This is a genomic window from Pedobacter zeae, assembly GCF_014196715.1.
Taxonomy (GTDB): domain Bacteria; phylum Bacteroidota; class Bacteroidia; order Sphingobacteriales; family Sphingobacteriaceae; genus Pedobacter; species Pedobacter zeae.
Map to the genome: position 1 here is coordinate 491,484 of NZ_JACIEF010000004.1, position 14,725 is coordinate 506,208.

Annotated in this window: 10 protein-coding genes; 8 read left to right on the top strand and 2 right to left on the bottom strand. The window is 39.8% G+C overall.

Annotation, left to right across the window (positions count from 1 at the left end; all coding sequences use genetic code 11):
• Window positions 1-99 precede the first annotated feature (99 nt).
• A complete protein-coding gene (locus tag GGQ60_RS20655; RefSeq protein WP_183767956.1) occupies window positions 100-6,462 on the top strand; it encodes an alpha-2-macroglobulin family protein in 6,363 nt (2,120 codons plus the stop codon).
• Between the two features lie 50 nt (window positions 6,463-6,512).
• On the opposite strand, the gene GGQ60_RS20660 is transcribed toward GGQ60_RS20655, so the two are convergent.
• Together GGQ60_RS20660 and GGQ60_RS20665 are read right to left on the bottom strand one after the other, a co-directional pair.
• The gene (locus GGQ60_RS20660; protein WP_183767958.1) at window positions 6,513-7,187 is read right to left on the bottom strand and encodes a LytR/AlgR family response regulator transcription factor; all 675 of its coding nucleotides are present in this window, start codon (window positions 7,185-7,187) and stop codon (window positions 6,513-6,515) included.
• A gap of 246 nt (window positions 7,188-7,433) precedes the next feature.
• Entirely contained in the window at window positions 7,434-8,966 is a 1,533-nt protein-coding gene (locus tag GGQ60_RS20665) for a sensor histidine kinase (RefSeq protein WP_183767960.1), read from the bottom strand.
• 338 nt (window positions 8,967-9,304) lie between these two features.
• Between GGQ60_RS20665 and GGQ60_RS20670 the strand changes: the two genes are divergently transcribed.
• From GGQ60_RS20670 to GGQ60_RS20700, 7 genes are all read left to right on the top strand, one after another.
• Window positions 9,305-9,652 carry a Spx/MgsR family RNA polymerase-binding regulatory protein gene (locus GGQ60_RS20670; RefSeq protein ID WP_183767962.1) on the top strand — a complete coding sequence of 116 codons (348 nt, stop codon included), beginning with the start codon at window positions 9,305-9,307 and terminating at the stop codon, window positions 9,650-9,652.
• 68 nt (window positions 9,653-9,720) lie between these two features.
• Window positions 9,721-10,461 carry a carboxypeptidase-like regulatory domain-containing protein gene (locus tag GGQ60_RS20675; RefSeq protein WP_183767964.1) on the top strand — a complete coding sequence of 247 codons (741 nt, stop codon included), beginning with the start codon at window positions 9,721-9,723 and terminating at the stop codon, window positions 10,459-10,461.
• 120 nt (window positions 10,462-10,581) lie between these two features.
• The gene (locus GGQ60_RS20680; protein ID WP_183767966.1) at window positions 10,582-12,567 is read left to right on the top strand and encodes a M1 family metallopeptidase; all 1,986 of its coding nucleotides are present in this window, start codon (window positions 10,582-10,584) and stop codon (window positions 12,565-12,567) included.
• 118 nt (window positions 12,568-12,685) lie between these two features.
• Complete coding sequence (locus GGQ60_RS20685) at window positions 12,686-13,093, top strand: RidA family protein (RefSeq protein WP_183767968.1); 408 nt, start codon at window positions 12,686-12,688, stop codon at window positions 13,091-13,093.
• Window positions 13,094-13,439: 346 nt separating this feature from the next.
• Window positions 13,440-14,048 (top strand): class I SAM-dependent methyltransferase, encoded by a 609-nt coding sequence (locus GGQ60_RS20690; protein WP_183767970.1) that lies wholly within the window; start codon window positions 13,440-13,442, stop codon window positions 14,046-14,048.
• Between the two features lie 23 nt (window positions 14,049-14,071).
• Window positions 14,072-14,293 (top strand): VF530 family protein, encoded by a 222-nt coding sequence (locus tag GGQ60_RS20695; RefSeq protein WP_183767972.1) that lies wholly within the window; start codon window positions 14,072-14,074, stop codon window positions 14,291-14,293.
• A 175-nt stretch (window positions 14,294-14,468) separates the two neighbouring features.
• Window positions 14,469-14,639: a hypothetical protein gene (locus GGQ60_RS20700; RefSeq protein WP_183767974.1), complete on the top strand. Its 171-nt coding sequence runs from the start codon at window positions 14,469-14,471 to the stop codon at window positions 14,637-14,639.
• Window positions 14,640-14,725 lie beyond the last annotated feature (86 nt).

Genomic DNA, 14,725 nt, shown 5'->3' on the forward strand with positions numbered 1-14,725 from the left:
AGTCAGTTAATACTTAGATTCGTATAAGAATCAGATAATGACTAATCGCTTATGGAATTTAAGCACTCAGCCCATCTATATTAAAAACTCAAGCCAGTTATGAACATATTATTACGCCTCTCCACCTTATTTTTTCTCCTCGAGCTACTGTCGTTACGTGTTTCTGCCCAGCATAAATATAGCCTCAGCGATTTTGACAGGGTTGATTCTATTGCCTACCAGGGTAAACCAAAAGATGCCCTTGCCCTGATCGAAAAAATAAATGAACAGGCACGCCAAACCAGCAATACGCCTTTATTGGTTAAATCGGTTATTTACCGGATGATGTTTCAGAGTTACCTGGAAGAAAATGCCTTTGACCAGATTTTGATTGATCTGCGCAAAGATATCAGCAGTGCTAAAGAGCCCGAAAAAAGTATTTTACAATCACTTTTGGCCGAAACCTATTGGAACTATCTCCAACAGAACCGTTGGCAGATTAGCCAGCGTACCCAGGTTCAGGGCGGTGTTGGCGACGACATTAAAACCTGGGCTATTAAGAAACTGAATGATGAAACGGTAAGGTATTATTTGCTATCGGTAAAAGAGAGCCGGATTTTACAACAGATTAAGGTAGACACTTTAGATGCGGTTTTGGCAGGTGATAAAAGGTACAGAAGCTTTAGGCCAACCCTATACGATCTGTTAGCCCACCGTGCCATCGATGTTTTCAGCAATACACAGCTGGGCCTAACTGCAAATGACGATGACCTAATTAACATGGGTAAGGCTACGTGGTTTGCCAAAAGGCAGGCCTTTTTGAACCTCACCATACCTGACGACAGTACTTCATTTAAAGTGCAGGCTTTGCAGTTATTTAAAAACCTGGTCAGATTTCATCAAAACAACGGTAATTCTTCAGCATTGGATGATTTGGATTTAAAACGTTTAAAATTTGTACAACAGCATTTTCCAGACAATGACCAAGAATTGTATTATAACGCCTTAAGCCAGCTGGCTGAGCAAAGTACCCAAAGCGAAGTTTTTGCTGATGTTTTATATGAGCAGGCCATTATCCATAAAAATGCGCAATTACCTGTTGATAGCAATAAACAAAACCTGATCACTGCAGTTGTGTTAGCCGAAAAAGCAATAAACACCTTCCCGCAAAGCATTGGAGCAGAGAATGCCAGAAATCTGATTGAACAGGTTAAAAGCACTGGTTTATCGGTTAAAGTAAAAGAGTTTGTACAGCCCGGTAAAGCCAGCCAATTATACCTGTCGTACAAAAATGCGGATACCGTAGAACTGAAGTTGTACCATTCGCCCGAATGGAAAAATGAATATGAACAATTTAGAAACAAGGCTGATTTTTTGGCTTTTTTAAGAAAGAATAAAACCCTTAGGCAGTGGGTAATTACTGTTCCTAAAACCAATGATTATCTAACCCACAGTTTAGTTGATAAAATTGAGGCATTGCCTTTTGGCAGTTATACTTTAATTGCCCGAACCATTAACCTTAAGCAAAACGACACTGTTTATAGCAATATTAATTTTAAGGTTACCGCAATGGCGGTTATTAATAGGCGTAATATTGGTAAGCACGAGTATTTTGTTAGCCGGCTGGATAACGGCGCACCTTTAAAAAACGTAACCATCAGGCAAAGGAGGTATGATTACAATACCCGTAACTACCTTGATGGTGATTTATTAACCACCGATGGAAATGGTTATGCCAGTACAACCGAAGTACAGGCAGGTACAAGCGTTGCATTGATAAAGCTTGGTAAGGATGAATTACAGATCAATATCAACAATTACAATCACTACGGGGATGACGAAGATGAAGAAAAGAAACGTGTAATTCTGTTTACCGACAGACCGATTTACCGCCCGGGGCAAACCGTTTATTATAAAGGATTATGTCTGAAAATCCTGAACGGGAAAAATAAAATCGCAATAAATAAAGCGGTTGATGTTTCTTTTAATGATGCCAATGGAAAAGAGGTGAGTACCACTAAATTGATGAGTAACGATTATGGCACATTTCAGGGTTCGTTTACCATTCCGATGGGCATATTGAACGGGCAAATGGAGATTGAAACTGAACATGGACGCATTGCAGTACAGGTTGAAGAATATAAACGTCCGACTTTCGAAGTGATTTTTGATAAACCCGACAAACATTATAAACTGAATGACAGCATTAAAGTAGAAGGCAAGGCAATTTCTTTTTCAGGCTACCCGGTAAGCAACGCAAAGGTAAATTATAAAATTTTCAGGAGAGTAATGGAGGATCACAGGTTTAGCTACCTGGAGCGGAGTGCCATTTATGGCGCGAGGATGTATGCTGAAGGAAAACAGGTAGCCATCGGTAAAACCAACACCAAAGCGGGGGGGAAATTCGAAATTACTTTCTTTGCAAACGCCATTGATAGCAAGGCGAATTATAGCTACGAAATTGTGGCTGATATTACCGATTTAAATGGAGAAACACGTTCAAAGACAACCAGCATAAATGTAGGGAAAAAGGATATCGCACTTCATATTAGTCCAGAGCAGGTTGTGTATCTGAGCAATAAAACGGATAGTATCCCATTTTCTGTTACCAATTTAAACAATGAAGCCATTAAGGCTGATGTTAAAGCCGAATGGGGTTTACTGCAGGCACCATCAAGACTGCTGAACAAAAGCCCGTTTTATGCCGAAAATTATACCATGAGCAAGGAAGATTTTATTAAAAACTTTCCGGATGACGAGTATAACAATGAACTTGAAGTGGCCAAATGGCCGGTAAAATCAGTAGAATTTAAGCAGGGATTTAGTACTAAAAACGGCCGCGGAAGCTTAAATTTTAGCCAGAAAGACCTGAAGCCTGGCTATTATAAAATCAGTTTAACGGCGGTAAACGGACAGAATGATACGGTTAGGCTAGATAAATACCTGGTAATTTATCATGCTGCACCTGCCATAATACAATCTGGCGCCGAATGGATAGCGCCAGAAGTTACGGTAATCAAACCAAATGAAAGCGCCGTGTTCCGTGTAGCAGGTTTTACAGAAAACAGCAAGGCTTATTATGAAGTTTATTATCGCGATAGCATAACTGAAAAAGTATGGATCAATCTATCGCCTAAACAGACCATCCTTAAAATACGACCGGAAGCCCATTACGAGGATGGCTTTGCCGTGCAGTTTACAATGGTACATCAGGGTACCATTTACAACTCCTTACAACAGGTTAAGATTGCAGACCCGCAGAAAGAACTGAATATCCGCTTTTTAACCTTTCGGGATAAATTACAGCCCGGTGAAAAGGAAAGCTGGAAATTGCAGATCAACAATAACCATGGAGAAAAACAAATGGCCGAAATGGTGGCCACGCTATACGATGCAAGTTTGGACAACCTAAGGCAGATGAGCTGGAACACTAACCTGCAAACCAGTTTTAATTATGGTTTTTATAACTGGAATTTCAATATAAACAACGTTGCTAATCCGAATTACCTATGGTTTTTAAGACCAGACAGGGACTATAGTGTAATTACCAGGGGTTACGAAAGCTTCAACCTGTTTGGTTATAACTATTATGGCGGATACAATTACGGATACCGGAACTACATCAGCAACTTACAACAGGCTAAACGAAGAGGTTTATCGCCCGATGTGGTAAAAAAACTGGCGGAGTTAGAAAAAGGTAAATTAATTTATGGGGTGGTGTTCGATAGCCAGGGTGCAATACTGCCGGGTGTACAGGTGAGTGTAGGTAAAAAGGTAAGCACAACCAATGTTTTTGGTATTTATACCATTGAGGCCAAAGCAGGGGAGGCACTGCGTTTTTCTTTTATTGGCTTTAAGCAACACACCGTGAAGGTAGGCAACAAAAAACGGGTTGATGTAACACTGAAAGAGGATGGAAGCACTTTAAATGAAGTAGTTGTAACCGGTTATAGTACGCAAAAAAAGGAAAATTTAACCGGAGCAGTAATAAAGCTTAGAGGAGTAGCTTTACAAGGCAAGGCCCCAGGCTTAGCAGCAGAAGCAATTTATGGTAGTAGATCTGCCGATGACATGGTCTTTCCAATGGCGGCTGAAGATAAGTCAACAACGTTACGCCAGGAAGTAGGACCGCTTAAATCTGAAAAAACAGATATCGCCCCCCGTACCAACTTTAATGAACTTGCGTTTTTCTACCCGCAACTGTTAACGGATGCCAAAGGCGAGATCCTAATCGAATTTACCATACCGCAAAGTTTAACCCGCTATAAAATGATGGGTTTTGCGCATACTAAAGATTTAAGAACGGCATCTATCACCAATGAACTGGTTACGCAGAAACAATTGGCCATTGCAATTAATGCACCACGTTTTTTCCGCGAAGGTGATACCATTTTATTAAGTGCAAAACTCAATAACCTGGCAGGTAAAAAACTTACCGGCAGCGCCAATTTAGCACTTACCGATGCCTTAACAGGAAAATCAATCCGGATTTTTGGTGCAGATGATCTGCCGGAAAAAACTTTTGAAGTGGATGATGCGGGCAATACCGTTATCAAATGGACCTTGATTATTCCATCGGGCATAAGTGCCATTACCTATAAAGTTTTGGCTCAGAGTGGCAAATTTAGCGATGGCGAAGAAAATACGGTTCCGGTTTTAGCCAATGCCATGTTGATCACCGAAAGCATGCCGGTAAATGTTCGGGGCAACGCCACTAAAACTTTCAATTTCGAAAAGCTCGAAAACTCCGGCAGTTCTAAAACCATACGTAACCAAGGCCTCACTTTCGAGTTTACCTCAAACCCGATTTGGTACGCTGTACAGGCCCTGCCCTATCTGATGGAATATCCTTATGAGTGTGCGGAACAGACTTTTAGCCGCTTTTACGCCAATAGCTTTGCAACAGGAATCATGAATTCATCGCCAAAAATTAAAACGGTTTTTGAACAGTGGAAAAATGCCAATAACGGCGAAGCATTGTTATCCAACCTGGAGAAAAACCAGGAACTAAAATCGATTTTACTGGAAGAAATGCCCTGGGTACGCAATGCAGATAATGAAACGGAACGAAAAAAACGCTTGGCAACACTTTTCGACTTGAACCGGATGACCTATGAGTTAAAAGCCAATTTTGAGAAGTTAGAAAAAATGCAGTTTAACAATGGCGCTTTCCCTTGGTTTAGTGGTATGCGCGAAGACCGGTACATTACCCAGCACATTGTTTTGGGTATGGGCCAGTTAAAAAAACTGAAAATGGTTGATGAAAAAGCTTATCCAAAATTTAATACCATGCTCAGTAAAGCAATTGTTTACCTGGATGCGGAATTAGTACGGGATTATAAAGCTGAAGTGAAAGGAAAATCCCAGGCTTATTTGCCATTGCATTACCTGTTTGCTAGGAGCTATACCGATCAAAAAAATACCGGTGCCGAGTTTATTAAAGCCAGAGATTTTTACCTCAAAAAACTGGCATCCGGATGGAAAACTTTCGATACCTATCAATTGGCGCAAACAGCATTGGTACTGCATAGAAGCGGCAATACTGCAGAAGCGAAAAAAATCATTACCCTGTTAAACCAAACTGCTCAGCAAAATGACGAACTGGGAATGTACTGGGCCACCAACAAGGCAGGTTGGTGGTGGTACCAAAGTCCGGTTGAAACACAGGCTCTATTGATCGAAGCCTTTGATGAAGTAGCTAATGATGTCAGGGCAGTCGAGGAAATGAAAATCTGGTTACTCAAAAACAAACAAACCAACGATTGGAAAACCACAAAAGCCACCACGGCAGCCTGTTATGCTTTGTTAAGGAGAGGTACCAACTTATTAATGGAGAGTAATGAGCCTGAAATTACCATTGATGGCCGGAAATTAGCAGAACTGCAACAGCCCAATGCAGCAAAAGAGGCCGGCACGGGTTATCAGAAAATAAGCATTGCTGGCAAGGATGTTAAACCGGGAATGGGGAGGGTTGAAGTTAAAAACAATAACAACACTATAGCCTGGGGAGCGTTGTATTGGCAATATTTTGAGCAATTGGATAAAATCACATCTGCAAATACTGGCATTAAAATTAAAAAACAATTATTTATTCAGAAAGCCAGCAATAGAGGTGATGTGCTAACGCCACTTACCACTGCTAATGTTTTGGTGCCGGGCGATTTACTGAAAGTACGGATAGAAATTTATTGCGACAGGGATATGGAATACCTCCATTTAAAAGATATGCGTTCGTCGGGCTTCGAACCTGTAAATGTAATTTCGAGTTACAAATATCAGGATGGATTGGGTTATTATGAAAGTACAAAAGATGCTTCTACCAATTTTTTTATCAGTTACATGCCAAAAGGAACCTATGTGTTCGAATATCCATTAAGAGTTACCCATGCCGGGAATTTTTCAAACGGGATTACCAGTTTGCAGAGCATGTATGCACCTGAGTTTACCACGCATTCTGCAGGAATTAGGGTGAATGTAAAATAATCGGTTTGCAAACCTCGCAGGTTTTTAAAACCGGTAAAGTTTAGAAGGCATCAGGTAAGTTGAATGCCGCCATAAGTGGCCCCGATGGGAATGATTTTATCACCAATCCAAATTTGGCTGCGGTCAAATTTGGATACTTTGTTTTTGGCCACAATAAAAGCCCGGTGGCAGCGGATAAAATCTGTCTTTGGCAGCAATTCGGCGAGGTCGTTTATGGTAATGCGGGAGCTCAGCAGTTTGTCTTTTAATTGGATCTTTGTATAATTCCCGGAGGCTTCCACATAGAGGATATCATCTAATTCAACTTTAATCTGTTCATAACCATCTTTTATAAAAATGTACTCCGTTTTTGCCTCCTGTTTCTGGTTACGCAGGTTAAAGAGTTCATGTGCCTTATTGCAGGCTTTTAAAAAACGCGAAAGTGAAAAAGGTTTTAACAAATAATCAACAGCATCAAGTTCAAAACTTTGCACTGCATGTTCGGTGTAGGCCGTGGTGAAAATCACCATGGGTGCTTTACTTAAACTCTTCAGAAAATCAATACCGCTGATATCGGGCATTTTAATGTCCAAAAAAATCAGATCGATTTTGTTATGCTGCAGATATGTGATGGCGGCAAAGGCATCGGTAAAGGTTTGAACCAACTCTACAAACGGAACTTTCGAAGCATGCGATTTTATAATATCCAGCGCAATCGGTTCATCATCTATAGCAATGGCAATCATATTTGTTTCTGTTTTTAATCTCTTTTGTTTTGCTAACGAAGGAAGCGTTTCCAAGGTAACATTCAATCGTCATCTCGACTGATGTGAAACGAAATGGAGAGATCTGCTGATATATAGATTTCTCGGCTTTGTTCCACTGCGCTCGAAATGACGACATCCTGGGGCCAATAATAGGGATTTTTACAAACAAATTTCTGGATTAAGCCAATTTTCACTTCAATTTTTGCTTCCGATAAACTTACTGCCTTAATCCAGCTGTAAAGTTAAATGAACAAAAAATTCCTTGGCGCTTTCACGGATAATCAGTTCATGTTTTTCATAATAAAGCAATGATAACCGTTGTCTTACGTTTTCTAAACCTATACCACTTTTTAACTTTTCAGGATCGTTATCGGCTTTGATATAAATGCTGTTGCTCACATCAAAGTATAATGTTTTTTCTTTAGTCTGCAAAGTTATTTTAATGTATGATGGCTGTTGTAAACTGATGCCGTGTTTAAAAGCATTTTCGATAAAGGGAATCAATAACATTGGCGTAATCTGCAAATTGTTCAGCTGCTCTTCAATATGCGCTTCGATCCTGATATCTGCCGAACGCGAGGTGCGGAGTTTTTGCAGGTCGATGTAATTGTTCAGGTATTCCACTTCGCGGGTAAGCGAAATTTTATCCAGTGTATTTTCATGGAGCATAAAACGCATCATATCGCCCAGTTTTTGAATACCCTCGCCGGTTCTTTCTGCATTTTCCTGTAAAGCTGTTCCATAAAGGGTGTTTAAAGCATTGAACAAAAAGTGCGGGTTGATCTGCGATTTTAAGAAATTCAGGTTAGCGTCTGATTTGCCCAGTTCCGTTTTCAGCATCTGTATTTCACTCAGTTTTTCAAACTTGTGTTTATAGATATACCATGCTGATGGCGTGGTAATGCAGATTAAACATATGGCATTCAAAATCAGTGTGATGGGAACAATTTCCCTGTTGCGCATAAAAGGTATAAGTATAATCAAAAGCAGGAGCGAAATGATAATGGTTAAAACTACATTGCCCCAAAAATATCTGCCAAAACCTTTAAAGTTCTTCCTAAGATTTGGAATGATGTAATAAATGGCACAAAAAGCAAAGAAAATATTTACCGGAGGTACCAATAGCCAAACGATTAATATTTCATAATCGATCTTTAACGAGAGTACTGACGCAAATATCATAAGCAAAATCAGCCAGATTTTTGTAGCGGTAAAAACTTCTGGCACAATATTGTTATTGTTTTGTTTTAACAAAGGAATTCTTTTGAGCAGTTCGAGCCCCCGTTCGTTAAAATAAGCGTAGGCATTAAAAAGAAGGTAAAGAAAAAATATAAAGGTAAAAGCCTCTCCAAAAAACACATCATAAGCTTTATCTAAATCATCATATTCTAATATTCGGTAAGCTTGAGAATAGGTATTGGCCACCATCCAGGCAATAATTGAAAAGATGGTAACGGCAATCGTAATAATCAGGTTAGTGATGGTGTTTTGTTTTCTTGCCAATTGCGGCATCGAAACAAAATTGAAAAGCAAAAAGCTAAAGTAAAGGATACTGATTTTGAAGATCTCGGGCAGAAAGAAATTTTGCATGACGCTGTAATTGAGCGAATGTTGCGAAAAATGATAAGAATCACCCCCGCCATAAGTGGTCTGCGTGCAGATACTGATCAGGGCAAAAATAAATAGCGTGGTTGAAATCCAAAACTCGAGCTGATTGATGTTTTTGGTGGTATGGGATTTACCAGAAATAATTTCCATTTTTTTTAGTTTATGGTACAATTTTACAAAGAGAATCGGCTGTAATATTTAAAATGTGATGGATAGTGCAAAAAATGTGATGAATAATCAGAATTTACCCTGAACGGCAGATTTAAGAGCAGTCGACCATTCATTAGCCCATTACACTCGACCAATAAGAAATTAATGGCAATAAGAGTTTAACATCAGGAATTAGAACAGCAGATATGGGTTATGATGGATACACATGGTATTATGCCGTTACATTTTCCTTTTTTTGCTATCTTTGAAAAGGATTGCTGGATTGTTTCCCATCTTCCATCCTCCATTATACATTTTCCATTTATCATTCATTCAATATGACCGTTTACGGAATCCCAAATTGCAACACAGTTAAAAAATCGCTCGATTGGTTAAAAGAACACCAGATAGATTTTGAATTTCACGATTTTAAGAAAAAGGGTATAACCGAAGAGAAGCTGAACGAATGGTGCAATACCTTTGGCTGGGAAACGGTGCTGAACAGGAAGGGCTTAACATGGAAAAAACTGACCAAAGAAGAGCAGGCTAAAATCGATAATCAAGCCCTCGCCGTAGCTTATTTAAAAGAAAACACAAGTGCCATCAAACGGCCGGTTATCGAACTCAATAACAAAGCGGTATTAATTGGGTTTGACGATGAAAATTATTTAAAAACACTAGCCTGATTCATTTGTTCTAATGTTAAAGTTTGTTAAAAGCAGCTTTTAAACGTCGAACTAAATTACTTTTGAGTATGTACAGACTGATCATTTTTCTACTGCTTGCCCTGCCGATGGGCGCCTTTGCTCAAACGGTAACTACAGGAACGGTTTTCGATTTTACCAAAAAAACACTTTCCATCCCCGGTGTTTCGGTGCGGAACCTGAACAGCAAAAAGGTGACCAGTACAAACAAAGATGGTAAATATACGATTGCTGCAAATATTGGCGATCTTCTTGAATTTTCGGCAGTAGGTTATCATACCGATACTTTATATTTAACCAACCTCTTAAACCGTACCATATATCTTCCGGTTAAAACGAACAATTTAAATGATGTGGAGGTAAGTGCGGTAAGGATGAACAGCCAGATCACTGATGCGAAAGATCCTTTGGCTGAAAAGTATACTTTACTCAGTACAGGTGGTAATTTAAACCGTAAACGTATGACCGACAAAGTTGGGGGGCTGGGACTCAATCTGGGTTATGGCAAATACAAAAGACAACAGCGTAAAGAGGCCGATTTAAAAGAGAAGGAAATGTACCAACAGGAAATCGATGAAAATTTTACGCCCAAAGCCATTACCGATCTGACCAAACTGGAAGGCGAAGAACTTAAAAACTTTATGATTATTTACAGGCCATCTATAGAAGCTGTAAAAGGAGAAAGGCCTTTCCGTTATACTTTTTACATCTCACGTGCCTTTGTGGCATGGAAAAAATTAAGCCCGCAGGAAAGAAAGCTTCAGGATCTGCCGAAATTAAAGGCTAATTAAGTGGGTAAAATTCTTATTTAGTCAAATTGTAGCCGTTATTAGTAACATTATAACCACAAACAAAACTGTGTATGTGGTTATTTTTTATATTTACGGCAATATAACAACCTTATTATTATCATGAAATTAACTAAACTGATTAATTTTGGTTTGGTTTGTTGTGTTTTTGCGTTTTCGGCATCTGCTCAACAGGCTACATCCCCTACACAAGCGACCAATTACAACCCTGCTGAAGCATTTGGTCCGTTATTTTACACCCAGAACGGAAACGAATTCCGTTCGGCGAATGGTGCACCCGGGCCAAAATACTGGCAAAACCGAGTAGATTACCACATTACTGCTACTCTTGATGAGGCCAAGAATATGGTTTCGGGAACAGTTACGATAACTTACAAAAACAACAGTCCCGATAAGTTGCCGTACTTATGGTTACAACTGGATCAGAATACCTTTAAAGAAACCTCGCGTGGCTATGCCATTACCCCTTCGCGCAGCCGTTATGGTGCGCAGGGCGAAAAGTTCGATGGTGGATATAAAATCCAGAACATCAGTGTAACCCAAAAAACAGGAGCCGTAAAATTTACTTCTTTGGTAGAAGATACCCGAATGCAGATTCGCTTAAACCAGCCATTGGCGGCTAACGGAGAGGTGATAAGCATTAAAATGGATTACTCGTACATCGTGCCTAAAGAAGGATCGGACAGAACGGGGCATTTAACCACTAAAAACGGCGAGATCTTTGCCATTGCGCAGTGGTTTCCGCGTATGTGCGTTTATGACGATGTAATCGGCTGGAATACATTACCTTATTGGGGTGGTGGAGAATTTTATTGCGAATATGGCGATATCGATTTTGCCATTACCGCACCTGCAAGCCATATTGTAATGGGCTCGGGCGAATTATTAAACCCTGCAGAAGTATTTACCCCGGAACAGTTAAAAAGATGGAACGAGGCTAAACAAAGCGATGCCACCATACATATCCGTTCTGAGGCAGAAGTAACGGATCCGAAATCGCGCCCGGCAAAAGATAAATTAACTTGGAAATTTAAAATTACCAACGCACGCGATGCTGCCTGGGCTTCATCCAAAGCATTTGTTTTAGATGCTGCAAGGTATAAGCTGCCAAGTGGTAAAACAGGTTTAGCTGTTTCTGCTCAACCGGTAGAAAGTAACGGGCCTGATTCTTACGGCCGTGGTGTAGAATATGTAAAATCTACGATCGAACATTATTCATCAAAATGGTTCGAGTACCCTTACCCGATGGCCGTTAATGTGGCAACCAATATAGGGGGTATGGAATATCCAGGTATTGTTTTCTGCGGCTGGACGGCTAAAAAGGCAAGTGCATGGGGAGTAATCGATCACGAATTTGGTCACACCTGGTTCCCTATGATTGTAGGGTCAAACGAACGTAAATATGGTTGGATGGATGAGGGTTTTAATACTTTCATCAACGGCATCTCCAAGAAAAACTTTAATAATGGCGAATATGCCGGCCGTCCAGCCGATTTACATAGAATCGGTAAAAATATTATTGGCAATCCGGTTTTCGAGAATATTATGCTGATGCCTGATGGCATGGCCGAAAGAAACATTGGCAATAACCTGTACAGCAAACCGGGCTGGGGCTTGGATATTTTAAGAAACCAGATTTTGGGTGAAGACCGTTTCGATTATGCTTTCCGTCAGTACATTAAAAACTGGGCATTTAAACATCCAACACCATTTGATTTCTTCCGTTCGATGGAAAACGGGGCTGGAGAAGACTTAGCCTGGTTTTGGAGAAGCTGGTGGTTAAATAACTGGAAAATGGACCAGGGAATTGCTGCGGTTGACCAGGTAAAGAACAACGATAAACTGGTAGGTTATACCATTAAAGTAGTTAACCTGGAAAAAATGCCAATGCCGGTTATCCTTCAGATCAAAACCAAAAGCGGAAAAACCGATACCCTAAAAATTCCCGTTGATGTTTGGATGAAAAACACGAGCTGGCTGGTGCGTTACCCAACCACGGAAGAAATCGAATCCGTTACCTTAGATCCGGACAAGGTATTGCCGGATTCTAACCCTGATAACGATACATGGACAGCTACCGGTAACTAACTTACCATAACTGATTCCTGGCCTCCTGATTTTAAAAGTCAGGAGGTTTTTTATTGCAAACTACCGACGCTTTATGATCGGCTATACGATAATTTAGCATACTCAAATTTACAGATATATGGAAAAACCCGTTTTAGAAATTACCAATCCTGATGGTATATGTGATCCTCGTGTACATGGCTATTCGCATGTAGCTGCAGTTCCGGCCGAAAGTCAATTGGTGTTTGTTGCCGGCCAGGGCGGTAGCAGAACAGACGGTATTTTAAGCGACGACTTTGGTACCCAGGTAAGCATTGTTTTCGAAAACATTGCCCTGGCATTAAAAAGCAAAAAGTTAACCATGGCCAACATTGCCAAACTGACTACTTTGGTAGTAGATTACGATGAAGCCAAGCACAAAATCCTGATTGAAGCTTCTAACAAAATATGGCCTGATCAAAAATTTCCCGTAAATACGCTTATTCCGGTACAAAGATTAGCCTTAAATGGCATGCTGATCGAAATTGATGCTATGGCTGTTCGTTAATTTATAAACCTGGTTACAATTATTATTAAGCTGGTATTGTTTGGAAATGAAGGGTTCTGCGCTCTTGGCTGTTTTCAGTCCCGCTTTCCGTTCAAAGTCCTCGCTATGCTGCGGGCTTCCACTTCAATCTGGTTTAGAAATATCGGTCCGGTACCTTTGGCGTGATGAAGAAAGCAGGCGGTTCATCTTAAACCTGCCATTTGCCATGAAGTATTGTACGTTTGTTTTCAATAAAAAATACAAATATGATTAATTTGGTGTTACTAAAGCATAGGTGATGTTCCGAATACTTTTAAATCTTTAACTTAAAAATTAGCATTAACAATAGTAATCGAAATTCATAGAGATGGAAAAAGGAGAACGCAAAGACGTTTACAAGGTATACAATAAGATAGGCCATTGGTTTGCCAAAAACCGTTATGCTGATGCAGTGGAACAGGCCTATCTTCAGGATATCCTTCAATACCTTCCAACACATGCAAAGGTTTTAGACCTCGGCTGCGGTAACGGAAAACCCATATTGGAATACTTTATTAACCATAATATAGATGTTTTAGGAGTTGATGCTAGCGAACAAATGATCGAGCTGGCAAAAATCAATTTCCCATCTACCAGGTTTCTGTTAAAGGATATGCGTGAATTGGCACTGGATGAAAAATTTGAGGTAATTATTGCCTGGCATAGTTTTTTTCATCTTCCGGCTGATGATCAACCTGATATGTTTGCTGTTTTTAAACGTCACATGAAGCCCAATGGCATTTTGTTGTTTACTTCCGGAACGGAGCGGGGAGAAGTATGGGGCATGAATGGGGGCGAAAACCTTTTCCATGCTTCTCTGGCTACAGCTGAATATCAGGCTTTGCTTCAGGCCAACCAGTTTGAAGTGCTCAGACACAAAATAAACGATCCCGAATGTGGTGGCGCAAATGTTTGGATGGCTCAGTACAAACCCTGATCATTTTACCTTAACTTTGTTCCATGGCCGAACAGCAAAAAAACAATCCCCTACATGGTATCACCCTCGAAAAAATTGTAACTGATCTTCAAGCACATTATGGCTGGGAAAAACTGGGATCGTTGATCAGGATCGATTGTTTCAACAATAACCCAACCATCAAATCGAGCTTAAAGTTCTTAAGAATAATGCCCTGGGCCAGAAAAAAGGTAGAAGATTTATACATCGATACGTTTAGTAAATGAATTGAAATAGAATGATTGGATTTTGAATGGGAGAAATGTTTTTAGCGTCAAATCAATCATTTTTCATTCAATCATTCCATAATTCCCATCACCATAGTTCATACAATCTTCATATTGATTTTTGAAATTTATCAAACAAAATAACCAGGTTTATTCATCATTAAATCAATGTAAAATGAAAGCAATTAGAGTTTTGAGCATCGCTTTATTAGCCATGTTTACCTTCGCAACAGTTAATGCGCAAACTGCAGTACCTGTAAAACCTACTACAGAAAAATCACAGACTCAAAAAAGTCATAAAAAACATCATCATAAAAAACACACACACAAAGTAACCAAAGCTTAATAGTAAAAAAGTCTTTCAATTTGAAAGACTTTTTTGTTTTAACCAGCTAAAAAATAATTTTCCCTGTCACATTTTAGAACCTATTT

What these genes read in the sequence shown, in the direction of transcription:
- GGQ60_RS20665 (WP_183767960.1), bottom strand. Translation starts at nt 8,966, where the DNA reads ATGGAAATTATTTCTGGTAAATCCCATACCACCAAAAACATCAATCAG.
- GGQ60_RS20690 (WP_183767970.1), top strand. Translation starts at nt 13,440, where the DNA reads ATGGAAAAAGGAGAACGCAAAGACGTTTACAAGGTATACAATAAGATA.
- GGQ60_RS20655 (WP_183767956.1), top strand. Translation starts at nt 100, where the DNA reads ATGAACATATTATTACGCCTCTCCACCTTATTTTTTCTCCTCGAGCTA.
- GGQ60_RS20660 (WP_183767958.1), bottom strand. Translation starts at nt 7,187, where the DNA reads ATGATTGCCATTGCTATAGATGATGAACCGATTGCGCTGGATATTATA.
- GGQ60_RS20670 (WP_183767962.1), top strand. Translation starts at nt 9,305, where the DNA reads ATGACCGTTTACGGAATCCCAAATTGCAACACAGTTAAAAAATCGCTC.
- GGQ60_RS20685 (WP_183767968.1), top strand. Translation starts at nt 12,686, where the DNA reads ATGGAAAAACCCGTTTTAGAAATTACCAATCCTGATGGTATATGTGAT.
- GGQ60_RS20680 (WP_183767966.1), top strand. Translation starts at nt 10,582, where the DNA reads ATGAAATTAACTAAACTGATTAATTTTGGTTTGGTTTGTTGTGTTTTT.
- GGQ60_RS20675 (WP_183767964.1), top strand. Translation starts at nt 9,721, where the DNA reads ATGTACAGACTGATCATTTTTCTACTGCTTGCCCTGCCGATGGGCGCC.
- GGQ60_RS20700 (WP_183767974.1), top strand. Translation starts at nt 14,469, where the DNA reads ATGAAAGCAATTAGAGTTTTGAGCATCGCTTTATTAGCCATGTTTACC.
- GGQ60_RS20695 (WP_183767972.1), top strand. Translation starts at nt 14,072, where the DNA reads ATGGCCGAACAGCAAAAAAACAATCCCCTACATGGTATCACCCTCGAA.